Genomic DNA, 19,508 nt, shown 5'->3' with positions numbered 1-19,508 from the left:
GGCTTCGACGCCGTCATCGGGGACGGCCGACACCGGGAAAGTCGGGTACGTGGCAGCGCCGGGGATCACCGCCTGCCGTCACGTCGGAGGGCTACCTGAAGGCGTGGAACGCGACGATCCCCTGCCACCACACCCGCCGATGCCCCTGCGGCCATTCCGCGCCGCTTTCCAGTACACACTGGCCCGCATACCCGCCGTCGCGAACCGTGGCTGCGGGCGACCTACGACCGCGGGTACTGACCTGCCCGGACGCCTACGCGTGCCAGACCGGGCGGGGCTCGCGGGCGTGATGTGCGGGGGCATCATCCCGTCACGCGCAGCGTTCACGGCGAGATCACGCACACCCCGGCGCCGGTACCCGCCGACCCTGGCGCAGACCGGGACACCACACGGCCACGTCGCCCCAACCATCGGACGCACCTCTGGCACTATCCACCCACCCACAGCCCCCGGCAAACGACGCGGCCCCAGCATGGGCACAACACCCGAACCGGCTTCTCCTTTCCGCCGTGCCACCGGGCCGCGACCCTCGGCAAGGGAATTACGCCCGCGGTCGAAGGCTCAGAGCCACCCCCGCCGCGCAGCCGCCAGCCCCGTCTGGAAACGGGTGGACGCCCCGAGTTCGGTCATCAGGCGGTGGATGCGCCGCTGCGTGGTCCGGGCGCTCCAGCCCTGCGTGCGGGCTATGACCGCGTCCGTGAGCCCCGCGGCCAACAGGCTCACCAGGGCCAGGGTCTCAGCATCCGGCTGCCCCGTTTCCGCCGAAATCGGACCGGCCGCCTCCCCCAGCGGGATCGCCCGCTCCCACTGCGCCTCGAACAGCGACTGCAGAGCCACCAGCATCGGCGACGGATGGATCAGGTACGCCGCGGACTGGCCGCCCGGCGCCAGACTGAAGGGAATGATCGCGGCACGGCTGTCGCTGATCACCAGCTTGAGCGGCAACTCCGGGCGCATTCGAGCCTGTTCCCCGGCCCGGACGCTCGGCACGATGTCGCCCTGGAGCCGGCCCGGCCAGGCCACCGCCTCGCGGTCGTAGATCACCCGGTGGGTCACGCCCGTCCGCTGGCGCTCCAGCTGGCCGTCGAGGTTGCTGCCAGGCCGGTCGACGTACGGAGGGCGGTCGAAGGCGCACACCTCGCGGCGCGCCCCGGTCGTCAGCCGGTGCACCGCCTTGCTGATGTCCTCGCGGTCCGTGAGCAGCTCAGCGGCCATGTCCGGGTGGCTGATCCTGGCCGCCTCCCGGTGCGTCTCGACCAGCCGCTGCACCTGCGCCCGCGCCTCGCCGAGCTGCTGCTCCCGTTCGTGGATCAGCGCGCCGACCGCGACATCGGGAGCCGTGGCCGAGAATCTCGGCGGCCGCCCCGCGCTGCGCACCGCCAGGCCGTCCCTGACCAGGCCGGACAGCAGCTTCCCCGCCGCGGGCGCGGCCAGGCCGCACGCGTCGGCGACCTCCGCCGCCGTACACCGCGGCATTCCCACCAGCGCCGTATATACGCGCTCCGCGTCCGCCGTGAACCCCAGAACGTTAAAATCCATGCCCTCTCCCACACCTCCGTGGCACCAACCGGCCACCTGGCGGAGGTAGGCCACCTTTCCCACCTTGCGTCTCGTCCGCCGCACTTGACATCTTCCAGCAACGAGCGCGCTGCCCTGCGTTGAGGTGGGCGTCAGCGCGCCACGGTGTGTCCCCCCGCACACCCTCGCCCCGCTGAAAAGGTGTCCCATGTCGCGTGCCCATCCGCACGGAAGACGGCGGCTCGGTGCCGTGTCCGTCACGTCCGTCGTGTTCCTGGCCCTCACCGCCGCGCTCCCGGCCTCCGCCGCTCCCGCTCCTACCAGCCGTACGCCTCTCGGCGACGCGTCGCCGCAGAAGTCGCTGCCCGCCCAGCACGCCGGCGTCGTCCCGGGCCAGGTGCTGGTGACCCTCTCCCCGCAGACCGCCGTGACCGGCCGCAAGCTGCCGGGCAACAGGGCACAGGCCCATTCCCCCGGGACCAGCAGCGCCGCTGTGAACGAGAAGCTGAACGCGGTCGGGGCCACCTCGCTCCAGCCGCTCCTCCCTTCCCTGTCGGCCGTGGCCACCGAGTCGATGACCACATCGGCTCGCACGCGCCTGGGCGATGACGCCGCCGACCTGTCGCACACCTACGTCGTACGGACCGGGAAGCGCGACTCTGCCGCCGTCGCCCGCACCCTCCAGGGCACGCCGGGGATCACCCACGCCGAGCCGAACCGCTACGTGAACACGATGAACACCGGCGGGCAGCGACTGCCCGCCACCGTGAACGCGTCCGCGGAGCACGCACCACCGGCAGCGCCGAGTGCCTCCCCCATCCCCACCAACTTCGCCCTCACCAACTCCGCCCAGGCCTTCCTCAACGCCGGCGGCGTCAACGCGGTGGGCGCCTTCGGCATCCTCCAAGGCCGCTACGGGCAGCAGCCCGGCGCAGGCCGCACCATCACCAACGTCTCCATCGGCGACCTGACCGACCAGGCCATGGCCGACGCCGGTGACCCCTACGTGCAGGGCCACGGCCCGACCACCGTCCTCAAGGACGGTCAGCGCTACCTCGACCTCCCCTCGATGCCGCTGATCCCCACCTACGTCGCGGCTCCCGACGGAAGCCTCAGCGGTTCGGCATACACCAAGGACCAGGACCCCGGCCTCGGCGAAGTCCTCCTCGACTTCAGCGTCATGGCGCCCCTGGCCCACGACCGGCAGCGCCCCGACCAGACCGGAAGCGACTACACCGACCTGCTCGGTGTCGCCCCCGGCGCCGACTACCGCCTCGTCGTCCCGCAGCAGCCGACGATGGACCAGATCGCAACCGCGCTCCTGGCCGCCGCCCACCAGTCCCCCAAGCCGGACGTCATCACCGCCAGCCTCGGCTTCGGCACCGACGCCCAGGGCTTCCCGGGACGCTACCTCGAGGACGACCCGTACATCCGGTCCGTCGTCGCCTCGATCGTCCAGAAGAACCACGTCGTGGTGGTGATCTCCTCCAACGACGGAACCCGCTTGTACACCCCGGCCGCCGTCGGCCCCGACGGCGGCAGCACGCCCACCGACACCGCGAAGAACGACAAGAACGGCAAGGAAGCCACCGACATCAACGACGTGGCCTACTCCACCACCCCGTCGCAGGTCCCCGACAGCGGCGCGATAGCCGCCGGCGGCACCACCCTGGACGACACCCTCGCCTCCCGGACCGGGCCCGCCACCACCGCCGAGACCCGGATCAGCGGCTTCGGCACCTTCTCCTCCGGCTTCGGCGCCCGTATCGACCTCTCGGCGCCCAGCGACAACATCGTCGCCTTCACCCACACCGAGCGCGGCGACGCGCAGTCCGTCACCCCCGTCCTCAACGGCGGTACGTCCGCGTCCGCACCCGAGATCGCGGCGGCCGCCGCCGTGGTGCTCCAGGCCGCCGGTCTGGCCGGACACCACCTGACGCCCGCGCAGGTACGGGACGTGCTGAAGCGGACCGGCCGTGAGGTCGCCACCCCGGCGCAGATCGACCGCGAGCTCAACGTCGGCCGGCAGATCGACGTCACCGCCGCCGTCGAGGACGTCCTCGGGCACCGCGGTGGCCAGGTCGCAGCCGTACGGCTGTCGGTCGCCCACCGGGTCACCAACGGCGGGCTGGGCGGTCAGTTCCTGGAGACGACCGACCCCAACCGCATCGACCTCGGGGACATGGCCTCCGGCGGCAACGGTATGGGCCTGGTGGGCCCGGTCACCTTCGCCGGTGACGTCACCGGCCTCCCCAAGGGCGCCAGCCCCACGTACACGCTCACCGTGGGCGCGCGGACCTGGCGGTCCGCCACCCCGGCGATCCGGGTGACGCCGACGGAACTGCTGAATGCCGCCGGACTCCCCGTGGTCTCCGACTCCGACCGCACGATCACCGCCACCTACCGCGTACAGATCGGCGGCCGGACCCAGGCCACCGTGCGCCGCACCCTCACCGTCGGTCCCAGCGACGGCCGCTACGCGGAGAGCACCGCGCCCAAAACGTCCGCGGTGGTAAAGGCCGGCCACTCGGTCACCGTCACATACGACATGACCGGCGTCGCCAAGCTCAACGACCCGCAGCTCGTCGTCTCCACCGTCGGCCACTGGAACCCCGCCCTCGCGCCCCTGTTCAGCGCCGCCTGGCACCAGTCCCTGACCGCCACTTCCGGGACGGTCACCATCCCCGCCGACGCGTTCAGCGCCGGGGGTGGCCTCTACGGCATCGGCATCGCCCAGTCCGGCTTCGGGGGCAACCCCAGCCTGACCACCTACGGGGAGTTCGCGCCGGTCCGCGTCGATGGCGGAACCGCCGAGCAGCGCCCGCAGGCACCGCTGGTCGCCGGGCAGGACGGCATCCCCGCGCACAGCACCCAGGTCACCCGTGCCAAGGCCGGCTTTGCCGTCCGGTACGACGTGCGCGACGTGCCGGGGGCGAAATACGCACAGGTGGAGTTCGCGGCGCCCGCCCCGACGCTCCACAACTCGCTGAACACCTTCACCAACGCCAACGGCACGGCCCTCGACGACAACGGCGTCGACGCGCCCTCCACAGCCCACCGTGTCCTGCCCGACACCAAGGGCAGCATCGACCTCGACGCCCTGCGGCTGGGCCTGTCCTCCTCCACTGTCTACGGCGTCCGCGTCATGGCCCTCGACAGCAAGCACCGGGTCATCGGCCAGGCGTCTCCCGTCTCGACCCTCGAGGTCGACGACGGCGTCGCCCCGGCCGGAAGCACGGTGCTGTCCTTCGCCGCCGCAGGCGACGACTCGGTCGCCGCACTGCGGACCGTCTCCGGTGCCACCGAGATCCGCCACTACTCCACCAGGACCGGCGTCTACGGCCCGGTCATCGCCTCGGACAGCGGCGACGGATCGGAGTACGAGGTCCTCGGCGTGGCCCCCGCCACGCACCGCGCCCTTGCGGTGCACCAGGCGGAGCCCGGCGGCGATGTGCAGGTGGAGACCTGGAACACCGCCACCGGCACCCTCGTCGGACGCACCACGCTCGCGGCAGCCGACTACCGCTTCGTCGTCGGACGCGTCGACGCTGCCCGCTCCCGCGGCGCGCTGCTGCTGCGGGCGGTCGCCGACAACACCGACCTGGTGCTGCCCGTCGACCTGAAGGACGGCACCACCGAGGATCCCATCCCCGCCGATCTGCCGGGCGTCGCCAAGGGCTCGTACAGCCTCCTGGACATGGACTCCTCCACCGGGGACGTCTACCTGGCGAAGGGCGCTCCTATCGCCCTCTGCCTGGGCGGCGTCCAGATCCCGCGCGTGGACACACAGACCCGCAGCGTCAGCCTCGTGGGGACCATGTCCGGTTGCAGCAACGGCTTCGGCTCCGACGGCGCGGGCACGCTCTACAACCTGTCGGCCACCGCGATCAGCACCAAGATCGTCCCGACCAGCGTCCTCGGCTCGCTCGACGTGGCGACCGGCGAGACGGACGACCCGGTGGCGGTACGGCGCGGCCCCGCCACGGGGATGGCGGTGGACGGCGCCAACGGGCTCGCGGTGGCGGCGTTCACAGCACCGGAGGGCACGAGCTACGCCGGCTCCGGCACCGCCGTCGTCACGGACAACAACGCCACCGGTCAGCTGCTCGTCTTCGACGTCACGACGGGCGAGGTGGTGAAAACGCTGACCGGATTCCAGATCACGGGCCACGGCGGTCCCCTGGTCCACGGCGGTGTGATGAACTCCGTCCAGCTGGACCCGGCGACCCGCACGGGCTGGACGTACGGGGCGTACGACGGTCAGATCCGCCAGTTCTCCTACTGAGCTCGGGGCGATCTGTGCCACGGGGGGCGAGAAGCGGTCACCGCTTCTCGCCCACCTACCGGCCAGGCGAACCTATCCGGTCGCGGCATCGGGCCCACGAGTGGGTGCCGCGGGTGGCTCGCACGGACGAATCCATGTCACGGACACCGGACTTGCTTCCCGCTGCGCCGCTGATGAACGCGGCGGCTTCGGCCCTTTACTTCGCAGTGGATCACCGACGACACTGGTGCACCGCACGGCCGTCGGCTCTCTTCGCCCCCACGCACCTCGCCCGAAAGCCCGTCGGCGTGCGCCCACCCGGCCTCGCGAGACGGTGCCCCACCCCGGCTCGACCTCCGGCGAAGGACGCAAATGCGACACTCCACCTTGCTGACCCGCGGCTTCGGCGGCGGCGCCCTGGCGTGCGCCGCGGTCGCCCTGGCACTGGTCTTCGTGCGCTACGACGCGCCCGCCCCGCGGTGGGACATCCTGACGGCGCTCGGTGCGGCCGCAGCGGCCGCCGGGGCCTGGGCGCTCGCCTGCCGCCTGGCACCGCCGCTGCGCCCGGCGCCCTCCACCGCGCAGCCGTCCTCACCGCCACCCGTGCCGCGCCGGCTGCCGATGCCCGCTCGTGACGGCGGGCGCGCGACAGGGGCCGTGCTCCTCATCGTGACGCCGTTCTTCCTCACCCGGCTGGCCGCCGGGACCGGCGGGGTGCTCGCCGGCGTGCTGATCATCCTCGTCTTCGTCCTGACGGCGAAGACGCTCCAGTTCGCCCGCCGCCAGACCAGGCAGGCCGACATCCGCGCCAAGATGCGCGTGCTGTCCGAGGACGCGGGCCGGGGCGGACTCCACACGGTGCGTGTCCGGGCCGGTGAGCCGGTGCGGATGCGCTACCTCAAGCGTGGTGACAAACCGGGGCAGTTGGACGTCACGCAGTTCCACTGGATCGTCCTCGAGGAGGGCGGACGCGAGATCAGGCTCGCCGGTCCCGACGGGGAGGTGGGCAGGGCGGCCCTGCGCCTCGGCGGCCAGGAGGGATGGCTCTGCTGGCCGGAACGCTGGAAGCTGATCGAGGACGAACTGCCCGCGGCGTTCGTCGCCGACAACGGTGAGACGGTCATGGGGCTCACGGACCCGGACGAGGCACGCCCCTACCTCAAGGGCGCTGCCAGTCCGGGCACCGCCGACAGCACCGTCCGACGCGTGCCGCGCACGGCCAAGTTCTCCGCGCCCGTGCACGGACTCATCCTCGGCGGCGCCCTCCTCGCGGCCGTGATCGCCTCCCCCGTCCTCTGGTTCGGACCCGACAAACTGCCCTGGTTCCTCACCTGGCTTCTGTGCGCCCTCGCCTCGGCGGTGATCGTCCAACTGCCGCTGCGGGGAGTCGGCGCGGCGAGCCGGGCCCTCCCGGACGGCCCGACCTGGACGGTGCGCGAGGAGTCGGACCCGGCCATCTCGTGACCCGGGCTGGCACTCCCGCCACCGCCGCCGTGCGCGGTTCGCGGAAGGCCGTCACACACTGCGCCGGGAAGCCGGACCACGGAAGCCGAGGAACCGATGGCGTTCCCATCCCGTGCCCACGACCCGGCGTCCGGGCCTCCGGCCACAGGGCGCCGGCCGACGCGGTCACCACGCACAGCACCGAGATCCGCTGCGTCCAGTGCAGCCGCGCGGGCCCGGCTCATGCCCTGGCCAACAACGCCTCCAGTACCTCAGCCGTCTCCGGGTAACGGTCGAGCAGTGCCGCGCCGGCCAGCTCGGGTTCTGGCGTCGCCCAAGGGTCGTTGCAGCCCAGGAGGTGGGCCAGTGCGTCGGTCGTTGCCGGGTGAGCGGTGAGGAGGGTGGCGCCGCGGGGGGTCTGTCGTGCCGGGTGCAGGGCCGGTGGCGCCGGCGGGGCGGTGCGCCACGGGGGGATCCAGGCGTCGAGGGCCGGGAGGCGGCCGGGGAAAATGCGGCCCGCCTCGCGGATGAGGAGGGGGGCCAGCTCCGTGCCCCCGGAGCGGAGGCTCATGATCAGGGTGGGGAGCCACGGGAGGAGGACCTGGTCAGGCAGGCGGGCGAAGGCGTTGGAGACGGCCTCCACGACGACGTCGGCGAGGCCCGGGACCGGCTCCAGGGCGTGCAGGAGGCCGCTGAGGTAGCGGGGGTAGGCGGGGACCACCAGGGGGTTGGCGAGCAGTTCCTCGCACTTGGACCGCAGTTCCGCGCGGGTGAGGGTTCCGAGGTGGACCTGGGACGCCCACAGCAGGGCCGTCTTCGACGGGTCCTGGGGGTGGGACTGCGCGACGGCCAGTTCCAGCTGGGTGCGGTCGCAACCCAGTGACAGGGCCAGGGTCTCCATACTGAACAGGAAGCCCAGCATCGCCGCCACCTGGCGGACCGTGGCGTCCTCGTCGGTGAACGCCGTCGGCAGCAGGGTGCAGTAATGCGCGTAGCCGGCCTTGGTGAAGGACTCGATCCACGACGGCAGCGTCGGTTCGCTGGTGCGGTAGTAGGAGAGCAGCCGGCGTACGCGGTGCAGCACCTCCGGGGCGCCGTCGACGGTGCGTTCGGCGGACAGTACCTCCAGGGCGCGGGTGCCGAGTTCGTCGGCGAGGCGGCGGCTGTTCAGGTACAGGGTGGCGTCCTCGACGGCTTCCAGGACGGTTGCCGCGGTGGCCTTCGGGTCGTACGCGCGGCGGCGCAGGCGCTGTTCCAGGACCTGCTCGATGCTGACGCCCTCGTAGCCGAGCTCGATGAGGGCGCGCTGGTGCGTGCCGAGGGCCAGGTCCCAGGACTCCTGGATCGGGCGCTCGCCGAGCTTCCGCTCGCCCATGATCGGTCGGGCGGTGCCCTCGGGCATCAGGCGGCGGAGCATCCACAGCACGTCGGAGCACGGGCCGAGTTCCGGCTGGCCGGCGATGTCGAGCAGGGCGCGCTGCACTCCGCGCTGCTGGAGCTTGAGGTTCAGGGGTGCGAGCCGGTCGTGGACGTCGCGGGCGAGGGGCGGCAGGGCGTCGTAGCCGACCTGGCCGATGCGGTCGCCGCCCATCATGATCTCGACGAGCCGGCGCACGTCGCGCCGGCCGGGCACCGCGTCCTTCTCGATGCAGGTGACGGCCGCGTCCTGGAAGTCGTACGGCGTGGGCTTGGCCCGGTCGCGCATCCCGGCCAGCAGGATCGACGTCTCGAACACGGCGATGGCGTCGGCGGTGGAGGCGAGGTAGCCGTTGCGGCGGGCGGCGCGCACGATCTCCACCGACCAGCCGAGCAGTTCGGCCTCGTCCAGCTGGTCCAGGGCGGGCGGGCGCTGCAGGAACCCGGTCAGCTGGTCGGCGGGTACGGCCCGAGGGGCGGGTGCCGGGGCCTTGGCGGGCGTCGTCTTCTTCGCGCCTGCCTGTCCCGTCAGGCGGTACGGCTTGACCCGGGTCCGCTTGAGGTTCTTCGTCCACTGCGTCGCGGCGATCGACACCGAGCCCGCGGCCAGGCCGAACTGCGCCTCGATCGCCGCGTGGCTGGACGGGATCAGGCCGTGCAGCCACTTGGTGGCGCTGCGCGGGGTGATCTCGAAGGTGTCGGCCCCGTCCACGCCGAACTCGGCGACGCGGCTGGCGGCGTGGAAGGCGCCGCAGACGTAGAGGCAGTCCGCCGGGTCGGTGGCGGTGGCGGCCAGGTGCTCGCGCATCCGGGTCCACATGTGGCGCTCGCGGTCCTCGTCCACGCGCACCCGGTGCGGGTCGCCGGGGGCGAGGCGCCGGAAGAGGCTGCCGATGAGGAACATGACCTGGCGGTACGTGTCGTGGTCGGCGTCGCCGAGCGGCAGCTCGACGTACTGGTGCCACCACTCCGACCAGTGCCGCACGCGGCCGTGGCGCAGCAGGTGCTCCTCCAGTTCGGCGAAGCGCGGCCGCAGGTCGCCGATCTCGACGCCGACCGCGTCGCCGTGCAGGGCGGCCTCCTCCTCGGCGGGCGACGCGTCCGGGTCGTCCGGCGTGTCGGGCTGCTCGGCGCGGGCGTCCCACTGGAAGACGTGGTCGGAGGAGCGGTCGACCAGGACGAGTTCCACGCCCGGGGTGTCCAGCGCGTAGGCGATGGCCTGGTACTCCGCCGAGGCCTCGGTGATGGGGGCGACCACCGACAGCGGGGCCCAGTCGGCAGGGAAGCCGTCGGCCTCGCTCGCGTACGCCTGGACCGCGACCGGCAGCCGGCAGTTGCGCAGCTCGGTGAGCAGCGGCGTCATGTCCTCGCACAGCTCCAGGTACACGACCTTGGGCTGCTTCTCGCGCAGGCGGCGTGCCATGGCGACCGCCGAGGCGGGCGAGTGGTGGCAGACGGGGAAGACCTCCAGCGGCTCGCGCACCGCGCGGTCGACGTCGTCGACCATGCCGAGGAGGATGCCCTCCAGGGCGTCGGGCCCGTCGGCGAACGTCGTGGCCGCCTCGCGGAGCTGGCTGCGCAGCGCCTCGAAAGTGCCCTCGTCGGGGCTCTGGTTGGCGCTCATGAGAGCGTGGCGATCGCGTCGCGGCCGCCCTCCAGGAACTCGGGCCAGGCGCCGCCCTCGTCCTTGCTGCGCGGCTCGACGACACCGTGCAGGTACTTGTTGAGGATCGCCAGGTCCTCGGGCTCGCGCCGGGCCAGCGACCCGACGAGCGAGGACGCGAGGGCGCGGGCGGTCAGGGCGCGCTCACCGAAGAAGTTGCTGTGCAGGATGGAGTCCTCCAGCACGCCGATCTGCTCGGCGGTGGACAGCGCCGACTCCAGCTTCTCGTCGTCGCTGCCGGCCGCGGCGGCCGAGGCGCGCAGGTCGGCGAAGCTCTGCAGCAGCACGTCGAGCAGGGTCGGCGGCACGTCCAGCTCTATCTGGTGGCGACGCAGCAGCTCCTCGGTGCGGAAGCGGACGATCTCCGCCTCGCTCTTCTTGTTCGTCACGACGGGGATGCGGACGAAGTTGAAGCGGCGCTTGAGCGCGGAAGACAGGTCGTTGACCCCGCGGTCGCGGCTGTTGGCGGTGGCGATGATCGAGAAGCCGGGCTTGGCGAAGACGATGTTGTCGCTGTCGCCGTCCAGTTCGGGGACGGAGATGTACTTCTCGGAGAGGATGGAGATCAGCGCGTCCTGGACGTCGCTGGTGGAGCGCGTGAGTTCCTCGAAGCGGCCGATGGCGCCGGTCTCCATCGCGGTCATGATCGGCGAGGGGATCATCGACTCCCGCGACTGGCCCTTGGCGATGACCATGGACACGTTCCAGGAGTACTTGATGTGGTCCTCGGTGGTGCCGGCCGTGCCCTGGACGACGAGGGTGGAGTTGCGGGAGATCGCGGCGGAGAGCAACTCGGCGAGCCAGCTCTTGCCGGTGCCGGGGTCGCCGATGAGCAGCAGGCCGCGGTCGGAGGCGAGGGTGACGATGGAGCGCTCGACGAAGCTGCGGTCGCCGAACCACTTCTGCGCGATCTCGCGGTCCAGGCCGTCGGAGGGCTCGGAGCCCAGGATGAACAGGCGGACCATCTTGGGCGACAGGCGCCAGGAGAAGGGCTTGGGGTTGTCGTCCACCGACTCCAGCCAGTCCAGTTCCTCGGCGTACTTGGTCTCGGCGGGGGCGCGCAACAGGTCGGACATGAGGGGCCTTTCGGGCAGGGTGGGGTGCTGCTCGGGTTGTCTTGGGTTGCTTCGTGGTGCCTTGGGCCGCCTGGGGGCGCTCAGGCGAGGAAGGTCTTCAGCTCGTGGACGAGCTTGCGTATGTGACCGGAGATCACCGGGGTGCCGAGGTCCTTGAAGCGCTCCCGGAACCACGGGTTGACGCTGCCGCGGCCGGAGCTGGTCACCGAGCCGACGGGGATGAACTTGACCCCCGAGCGGTGGAGGGCGGCCATGCTCTCGAACAGCGGCTCCGTCCGCCATTCGTAGAAGTCGGAGATCCACACGACGACGGTGTTGCGGGGCTCGGCGACCTTCGGCTGCGCGAGCGCCATGGCGACCGTGCCGTCGGTGCCGCCGCCGAGCTGGGTGCGCAGCAGGGTCTCGAAGGGGTCGTGGACCCAGGGTGTGAGGTCGAGGGCCTGCGTGTCGTACGCGATGAGGTGGACGTCCACCTTCGGCAGCCCGGCGAAGATCGAGGCCAGGATGGTGCAGTTCACCATGGAGTCGACCATCGAGCCCGACTGGTCCACGACGACGATGAGCCGCTGGGGTGTCGTCTTGCGGGCGGTGTGCCGGTAATAGAGGCGGTCGACGTAGAGCCGCTGCTCCTCCGGGCTCCAGTTGGTGAGGTTCTTCCAGATCGTGCGGTCGAGGTCGAGGTTGCGGAACACCCGCTTGGGCGGGATCGAGCGGTCGAGCGCGCCGACCGACGCCTTCTCGACCTGCGTGCGCAACACTTCGGCGACCTCGTCGACGAAGCGGCGGATCAGGGACTTGGCGTTGGCCAGGGCGACGCCCGAGAGGTTGTTCTTGTCCCGCAGGAGCTGCTCGATCAGGGACATGCTCGGGGTCAGCTGTGCGGCGAGCTTGGGGTCGGCCAGGACTTCGCGCAGATGCATCCGCTTGACGAGGTCGGCCTCGATGGAGCCGAGTTCGGGACCGATGGCCGGGATCAGCCGGCTGAGGTCGGGGGTGGTGCCCCCGCCGCCGGTGCCGGTCGGGCTGACGCCCAGTCCTGCCGCCCGTCCCCCGGCGCGGCCACCCCCACGACCGCCCCGCAGCTCGCCCGGGCGGCAGCCGAGCGCGCGCTCCAGCCAGCCCGCGTCGGACTGCCAGCGCGCCAGCTGCCCGGCGGTGACCGTGCCGGAGCCGGAGGCGAAAACGTTGAGCAGCACCTTCGACACCAGTGCGGCGCGGCGGACTTCGGCGGCCCGGTCGCGTGCGCCGTCCTCAGGGTCGGGTTCGGGGGTCATCAGGCCGTCGAGCTCGGCGGCCAGCTCCGGGTGGCGCTGCACGATGGAGTCGACGGAGGTCTGCGGGTCCAGAAGGGCGGGCGGAAGGCCGATGTCCTCGACGACGGCGAGGCTCGCCGATTCCAGGCCGGCCTGCTCCTCGGGGTCGAAGAGCCGGGCCAGCAGTCGCCAGTACAGGACCTGGCGGCGGTTGTCGTGCGGGTCGGCGACGGGAGGCCCGTCGGGGCCGTCGGTGTGCCCGGTCTGCCCGGTGGTCTGTTCGGTCATTTGCGCAGCAGCCTTCCGGCGCGTTCCCGCAGGACGTCCACGGCGTCGGTGGCGGCCTTCTCGGCCTTGACGCCGTTCTTGTCGCTCGTCCCGCCCGCCCAGGCCCCGGCGTGGATGGCGACGGCCTTCTTCCGCACCGTCGTCTCGACGGCCAGCGGCTGGACCCGGTACGTCCCCTCGTCCCAGCGGAGCAGCCCGATGCAGGCGCCCGATGCCGCGACCGCCTCGGGGGTGAGCGGCCCGGCGGCCGGAACGCGGTCGGTGTCGACGGCGAGGGACTGCCCGGCGACGGTGAACGTCACCACGCCGTCCCCGGTCCCGGCGGCGTAGCCCTCCAGGAACACCGGTACGGCGATGCGGGCCGGGTGGCGGTCCAGGGGTGCGACGGCCGGGTCGGCGGCGGTGGAGAGCACGACGCGGGCGGCGGCGAAGGCGTCGGCGGGCTCGCCTGCTTGGGCGTGCGCGTCGTTCCAGAGCAGGTCGCCCTCGGCGGTGACGGGCATGCCGGTGAGGTCCATGGAGCGGCCCTCGCTGACGGCGCCCAGCAGCGACATGTGCGGGCGGAGCAGCTGCCAGAGTCCGGCGCCGACGACGGAGTCGGGCTTGGGCGCGGACACGCTCGCGCGCACCAGGAGGGGCATCGTGCCATCGGCGGGCTCGAACACGGCGTGGACCTGGGCCTGCACGGCGGTCGCGTGCTCCTGGAGGTCGACGCCGAGGGGCAGCAGGCGGCCGGTCGCCGTGCCGGTGACGGGCGCACCGGCCGCGCCGGGCAGCGTCAGCAGCATCCCGCGCGACCACAGGTCGGCCCAGCGGCGTACCGGGAAGCGCTCCATGGTGGCCCCGGGGCAGGAGGCGGCGAGTTCGGCGGCGAAGCCGTCGAGGAGCGTGGCCAGGCGGCGCAGTGACGGGTCGGGCAGCATCGCGGAGACGATCTGCGCGGCGCCCGACACGAGGTCGTGGTCGAGGCCCTGCCAGCCGGAGCGGGCCAGGTCGGACAGCCAGGACCGGGCGGCGGCCAGCAGATTCGGCGCCTGGTCGCCCTGGGGCTCCGGGGCGCCCTGCCCGGCGCGGGACCGGCCGGTCGCCTCCTGGATCCGGGCCGTCAGCGCGTCGTGGACGGAGCCGAGCAGCGCGGTGCGGGCGGCGGCGAGGACGACCAGATGCTCCTCGCTCGCGGCTCCGGCCGCCGCCTTCTCGGCCTCCTCGGCGACCCGCGCGGCCAGCGGCGTTCCCGCGACGGCGTGGACGAGTTCCGTCAGGCCGGCGGTCTGGGCGGGCTGGGGACGCAGAAGTCCTGCGACGAGCGTCGCGTCGAAGGCATCGACGGCCGCCAGGGCCTCGTCGAGCCCGGGGAGGGCTTCCGCGAGCAGGTCGTAACGCATCACGCCACCGCCCTGGTCGGCGGGAACCACTGCATCTCCGGCAGCGGGGCCGTGGTGGGGGCGAGTTCCAGGTAGGCGAGGTGGCGCAGGAACCGGCTGAAGACCGGCGCCGCGGCCTGCTTGTCCCCCTGCGAGGGGCGGGCGCTCGTCATGGCGGCGGTGATGCTCTGCGCGTCCGGCTCGCCGCCCGCGGTCTCCACCTTGACGTAGCGGGCGACGCGCTCGGCGCCGTACTGCAGCACCGCCTCGACGATCAGGGCCCGTATGTGGTTGCAGAAGCCGCCGCGTGCGCCGCCGCAGGGCCGGTTGTTGTTGGTGCTGCAGGTGAACGCGTAGCTGCCCGCGGCGACCGACGAGACGTAGACCCGCTCGATGTCCGAGCCGCTGGACACCACGCCCTGCAGGCGTCCGTCGGCCAGTTCGACGAACGGTACCTTGGCGAGCTTGCGCGGCCGGGCGGGTGCCGTCACCCGTGCCGTGCTCGACCTCTCCCAATCTGACAACGCGCCATCTCCTGTGCAGCATGGGGGTATTCCGCGCCACATCGGCGGGACGTCAATGAACATATCCGCGATCACTGACAACGCCGTCTGACTGTGCACAGCCCCAGGTCAGGGGCCCTGTGGAGGGCGCGGACGCCGCCTCACCGCGGTGACGCGAGCCCGCCGCGTTCCGGAAGCGGGGCGGCGAAGCGCCAGTCGCGGGCGAGCAGCGCGTCGACGGCGGTCACGGCCGTCTTCAGCCGTTGCTCGTGCGGGCCGGTGAGCATGATGTGAGGCAGGCCGCGGCGGGCGAGTTCGGTGCGGAAGCGGCCGGTCATCCAGGACCGCAGATGCTCCCCGTCGCGCAGTCCGTCGTCCTCGAAGGGCACGCCTGCGTCGTCGGTGAGCAGCCACAGGTGCTGCCGGCCCCGCGCGGCGACGGCCTCCACGCGGGGGTTGCGTCCGCCCATGTAGCGCTCGTGCCAGATGGTCGTGGCCATGGCGTCGGTGTCGCAGAACAGGACGGGCGACCCGGTCCGTGCGGCGGCGTCCTCCTCGGCGTGCTGGCGTTCGGCGATCACCTCGAATTCGCCGGAGTCCCAGGTGACGTCGTCGAATGCGGCGTCCGGGCGGACGGCCAGCAGGCGCGCGTACTTCTCCTCGCTGTAGGTGCGCCCGTACTCGGGCACCCAACGCGTCGCCTCCCACATCCCTCCGCGCGCCCGGTAGTGCTCCGCCAGGGCGCGGGCCATGGTGGTGGTGCCGGTGGACTCCGCGCCGACGACCACCACCCGGCGGGCCAGGCCCGCCCGTACCGGCGCGACCAGGTGGTGCCAGCAGGCGACGGGGTCCTCGCGGACGGCGGTCCCGGAGACCGGGTGGGCGCTGCGGCCGACGTCCACCGTGACCGCCACCGCGCCGAAGCGGCGGCCGAGTTCCTCCCCGTACGGCTCGGAGGTGAAGACGGCGTCGACGGGATCGGGGACGGCGGCCCGGAAGACCGCCATGTGGGCGTCCCAGGCGGCGGGGTCGGTGTAGTCGACGGGTTCGTCGTCCACGGTCCCAACGACGTCGATGCCCGCCTCCGGGTGCACTTCGCGCATCCAGGCGACGCGGTCCGCGAGCGGGAGGGATTCCACGGCGGAGGCGCAGACCAGCACCGTGAGCCTGCGGCACCGCGCGGCGGCGCTGCGGACGAGGTGGTGGTGGCCGGCGTGCGGCGGGTAGAACTTGCCGAGTACGAGGCCGTGGTCGAACTCGCTCATGCCAGGGCCTCCGCCCGGGTCGCCGTACCTGTGCGGGCGGTGAACTCGCCGAGCCAGCCGCGCAGGCCGACCAGGCAGAGCAGCAGGAAGCCGGCGTAGAGGAACGACGTGAGGTAGAGCCCCTTGTAGGCGTACAGGGGGATGTAGACGAGGTCGGCGGCGATCCAGAGGTACCAGGACTCGATCTTCTTGCGGCACTGGCCGTAGGTGGCGGCGAGCGACAAGGCCGTGGTGAGCGCGTCCCAGAAGGGCACGGTGGAGTCGGTGGCCCGGTCGAGCAGCACGGTCAGGAGCGCGGTGGCGATCACCGTCGCGGGCGCCAGGACGGCCCAGGTGCGGCGGCCCGTGCGGGTGACGGGGAGCCGCTGCGCGGCGGATCCGGCGGCGGCCCAGGACCACCATCCGTACGCCGCCAATGCGACGTAGACGACCTGCAGGGCGGCGTCCGCGTAGAGGCCGGCACCGGCGAAGAGCAGGATGAAGAAGAGGTTGTTGGCGATGCCGACGGGCCAGTTGGCGATGTGCCGGCGGGCCACGAGCCACACGCACAGCGCACCGCTGCCGAAGCCCAGCACCTCCACCCAACTGACGGGGGTGTCCAGCAGGGTGAACAGCGGCTGCTGGAGCGGGGCGAACACATCCGCGAGTGCCACGCGGCGACCTCCTAAACGTCAGGATGACGATAATGGGCGGGCATGGCTGGGGCAAGGGAATTACCTCGAGGCGGATGGATGCAGGACGGGCCGCGGAACCCGTACCCGGCGCTTGCGGTCGAGGTGTGGACCCCGCGGCTCGATTCCGTGCGCCGTGCCGGTGGGCACGGGGTGATCGTCCGCACGAGCGGGACGCGACCGCAGACGCGATCGCGTCCGACCCGTCACACCTCGCGCGGCGAGTTCTCGCGCCGGAAGCGGGCGGGTGTCGTGCCGAGATGGGCCCGGAAGGCCCGTGAGAACGCAGACTCGGAGTAGTAGCCGACCTGGCCAGCGACGGCCGCGACGGTGGCGTCGGTGGTGGTGAGCAGTTCCGCTGCCGCCATCAGCCGTGCCCGGGTGAGGAAGGCGCCCACGGTCGTCCCGGTGTCCCGGGTGAAGTGGCGCAGGAAGGTCGCGCGGGACATGGCGGCCGTGCGACTGAGGCGTTCGATCGTCCAGTCGGCTCCGGGGTCGTCGAGCATGCCTTCGACGGCCGACGCGATGCGGCCGTCGGCCGCCGCGGTCCCCAGGGTGGTCCGCGTGGCGTCGCCCCGCGCGGTGCGCAGCACCATCGCCAGCAGCACGGTGCACAGGGCGGAGAGGATGGCCGCGGTGCCCTCGCCCTCACGTCGCGCCTCACCGCGCATCAGGGCGCTGAGCATGCGCAGCACCTCGTCGCTCTCGGCCGACTGACCGAAGGAGACGTGCACAGGGTCGGGCAGGCTCGCGAACAGCAGTGAGCCCGTACCGGCGTCGAAGGTGTAGTGCCCGCAGAACAGGTCGATGACGGGCTCCGCGCCGTGCTCGCTGCGCGTGGTCACGAACACGTCGCCGGCCGCCTCCGCCGTCCCCACCTGGCCGCTTCCGCCGTCGGTGATCACCCGGTGCGGGGCGCCGCTCGGGATCATCACCACGTCCCCGGGGCGCAGGTCGAGCAGGACCGCGCCCACCTGCAGTCGGCACGTACCTTCCAGCAGCACGTGGAAGGGCGCTTCCAGCTCGCCGTGAGCCGACACCTCCATCCTGGTGCCGGCCCCGAGCAGGCAGCGCTTGTCGAGGTCGGCCCTGAGCCGGGCCAGGCGCAGCAGTCGGCTGACGGAGTCCACGGTGAGACTTTCGGGCAGGACAGTGAGACGCTCGAGTCTATTTGCCCCCGTGGCCGCGTCGCAGACTCGACGCATGGAGATCACCACAGCACTCACCGCGGACGTCCTGGTCATCGGCTTCGGCAAGGGCGGCAAGACCGCCGCTCACGTGCTCGCCGAGGCCGGCCGCCGCGTGGTCCTGATCGAGCGGTCCGAGAACATGTACGGCGGGACCTGCCCCAACGTCGGCTGTGTGCCGACCAAGATGCTCGTCCACTACGCCGGCACCAAACGCCTCATGGACGACGCGCAGGAGTTCTTCGCCCGCTCGGTCGCCGGCGTCCGCGCGCTGACCAGCGCCTTCCGCGCCGGCAACTTCGAGGCGCTGAACGGCAGGGACACCGCGACGGTCATCACCGGCACGGCCCGGTTCGTCGATCCGCACACTGTCGCCGTCGGGGAGGGACCGGACGTCATCACCGTCACCGCCCCCACGATCCTGGTCAACACCGGGTCGGAGCCGGTGATCCCCCCGATTCCCGGCCTCGCGAGCAGCTCCCACCTGGTCTCCAGCACGGAGCTCACCCGCACGCGGAACCTGCCCGAGCGTCTCGTGGTCCTGGGAGGCGGATACCTCGGCCTGGAGTTCGCGGGGATCTACCGGCGCTTCGGCAGCGAGGTGACGGTCCTCGAAGCAGCCGACCGGCTCCTGCCGCGGGAGGACGAGGACATCGCCGGGTCCGTCGGGGAGATCCTCACCGGCGACGGCATCCGCGTCGTCACCGGCGCGAACGTCACCGAGGTGCGTGACAGCGGCGCCGTCTCGACCGTCGTCTACGAGAAGGACGGGCGGACCCACACCGTCGAGGCCTCCGCGCTGCTGCCCGCCACCGGGCGCCGGCCCGTCACGGACGGCCTCCGGCTCGACGCCGCCGGCGTCCGGACCGCGCCGAGCGGTGCGATCGTGGTGGACGAGTACCTGCGCAGCAGCCAGCCGCACATCTACGCACTCGGCGACGTCAACGGCGGCGAGCAGTTCACCTACATCTCCCTGGACGACGCGCGCATCGTCCTGGACCAGCTCCTGGGTGAGGGCAAGCGCACCACGAGCGACCGCAGGGCGGTGCCCCACACCCTGTTCATCACACCCCCGCTCGCCACCGTGGGACTGACCGAGAGCCAGGCGCGCGCACAGGGGCTGGACATCAAGGTCTCGCGGGAGAAGGTCGCGGACATCGTGGCCATGCCCCGCGCCTACACGGTCGAGGAGACCCGCGGCGTCATGAAGTTCATCGTGGACCCGGACACCGATCTGATCCTCGGGGCCGCCCTGCTCAGCATCGACGCGCAGGAGATCGTCAACACCGTCGCGCTGGCGATGCGGCACCACATCACGGCCACGCAGCTCCGCGACTCGATCTACACCCACCCGAGCTCGACCGAAGCCCTCAACGAGGTCTTCGACAAGGTCCTGCCCTGACCGGCCCGACCCGCCCGCGGCGGGCACCCGCCCGCGGCGGGCACCCGCCCGGGCACGGTGTGCCGTCAGGCCCACGTCGCATGCCGCGGCGCCCGTCACGTGGCGCCAACGGGTTCCCACGTCGGAACAGGATGCAACGGTCGTCCAGCCATGAGACAAATAGGACAGGCCCGCAGCGCGACGGGTCCCCTGTGC

General features: G+C 72.2%; 12 protein-coding genes. 3 read left to right on the top strand and 9 right to left on the bottom strand.

The window, feature by feature from the left end; all coding sequences use genetic code 11:
- Positions 1 to 561: 561 nt before the first annotated feature.
- Positions 562 to 1,539, bottom strand: a complete 978-nt coding sequence (locus AC1VWI_RS34790; RefSeq protein WP_499514988.1) for a helix-turn-helix domain-containing protein — start codon at positions 1,537 to 1,539, stop codon at positions 562 to 564.
- 229 nt (positions 1,540 to 1,768) lie between these two features.
- Here AC1VWI_RS34790 and AC1VWI_RS34785 point away from each other — a divergent pair, with 229 nt between their 5' ends.
- Positions 1,769 to 5,803 carry a S8 family serine peptidase gene (locus AC1VWI_RS34785; RefSeq protein ID WP_499514987.1) on the top strand — a complete coding sequence of 1,345 codons (4,035 nt, stop codon included), beginning with the start codon at positions 1,769 to 1,771 and terminating at the stop codon, positions 5,801 to 5,803.
- Between the two features lie 351 nt (positions 5,804 to 6,154).
- Positions 6,155 to 7,246, top strand: coding sequence for a hypothetical protein (locus AC1VWI_RS34780; protein WP_499514986.1), 1,092 nt, complete (start codon positions 6,155 to 6,157; stop codon positions 7,244 to 7,246).
- A 220-nt stretch (positions 7,247 to 7,466) separates the two neighbouring features.
- Here AC1VWI_RS34780 and AC1VWI_RS34775 read toward each other — a convergent pair whose 3' ends face one another.
- From AC1VWI_RS34775 to AC1VWI_RS34740, 8 genes are all read right to left on the bottom strand, one after another.
- Complete coding sequence (locus tag AC1VWI_RS34775) at positions 7,467 to 10,265, bottom strand: DUF5682 family protein (protein ID WP_499514985.1); 2,799 nt, start codon at positions 10,263 to 10,265, stop codon at positions 7,467 to 7,469.
- The gene (locus tag AC1VWI_RS34770) at positions 10,262 to 11,380 is read right to left on the bottom strand and encodes an ATP-binding protein (RefSeq protein WP_499514984.1); all 1,119 of its coding nucleotides are present in this window, start codon (positions 11,378 to 11,380) and stop codon (positions 10,262 to 10,264) included. The genes AC1VWI_RS34775 and AC1VWI_RS34770 overlap by 4 nt, the downstream gene beginning before the upstream one ends.
- A gap of 80 nt (positions 11,381 to 11,460) precedes the next feature.
- On the bottom strand, positions 11,461 to 12,921 hold the full coding sequence (locus AC1VWI_RS34765; protein ID WP_499514983.1) for a VWA domain-containing protein: 1,461 nt from the start codon (positions 12,919 to 12,921) through the stop codon (positions 11,461 to 11,463).
- Positions 12,918 to 14,336 carry a hypothetical protein gene (locus AC1VWI_RS34760; protein WP_499514982.1) on the bottom strand — a complete coding sequence of 473 codons (1,419 nt, stop codon included), beginning with the start codon at positions 14,334 to 14,336 and terminating at the stop codon, positions 12,918 to 12,920. The genes AC1VWI_RS34765 and AC1VWI_RS34760 overlap by 4 nt, the downstream gene beginning before the upstream one ends.
- Positions 14,306 to 14,851 (bottom strand): hypothetical protein, encoded by a 546-nt coding sequence (locus AC1VWI_RS34755; protein ID WP_499516986.1) that lies wholly within the window; start codon positions 14,849 to 14,851, stop codon positions 14,306 to 14,308. Before AC1VWI_RS34755 ends, AC1VWI_RS34760 begins: the two co-directional genes overlap by 31 nt.
- 98 nt (positions 14,852 to 14,949) lie before the next feature.
- Positions 14,950 to 16,053 (bottom strand): AAA family ATPase, encoded by a 1,104-nt coding sequence (locus AC1VWI_RS34750; RefSeq protein ID WP_499514981.1) that lies wholly within the window; start codon positions 16,051 to 16,053, stop codon positions 14,950 to 14,952.
- Positions 16,050 to 16,706: a nicotinamide riboside transporter PnuC gene (pnuC, locus tag AC1VWI_RS34745; RefSeq protein ID WP_499514980.1), complete on the bottom strand. Its 657-nt coding sequence runs from the start codon at positions 16,704 to 16,706 to the stop codon at positions 16,050 to 16,052. Before pnuC ends, AC1VWI_RS34750 begins: the two co-directional genes overlap by 4 nt.
- Before the next feature lie 224 nt (positions 16,707 to 16,930).
- Entirely contained in the window at positions 16,931 to 17,854 is a 924-nt protein-coding gene (locus tag AC1VWI_RS34740; RefSeq protein ID WP_499514979.1) for a cupin domain-containing protein, read from the bottom strand.
- 73 nt (positions 17,855 to 17,927) lie between these two features.
- Between AC1VWI_RS34740 and AC1VWI_RS34735 the strand changes: the two genes are divergently transcribed.
- Positions 17,928 to 19,313, top strand: a complete 1,386-nt coding sequence (locus AC1VWI_RS34735; RefSeq protein WP_499514978.1) for an FAD-dependent oxidoreductase — start codon at positions 17,928 to 17,930, stop codon at positions 19,311 to 19,313.
- Positions 19,314 to 19,508: the final 195 nt, after the last annotated feature.

The sequence above is a fragment of the Streptomyces sp. TOM-9 genome (assembly GCF_056858595.1).
Note: the sequence above shows the minus strand (reverse complement) of the source record. Positions and strands in the feature narration are given on the sequence as shown.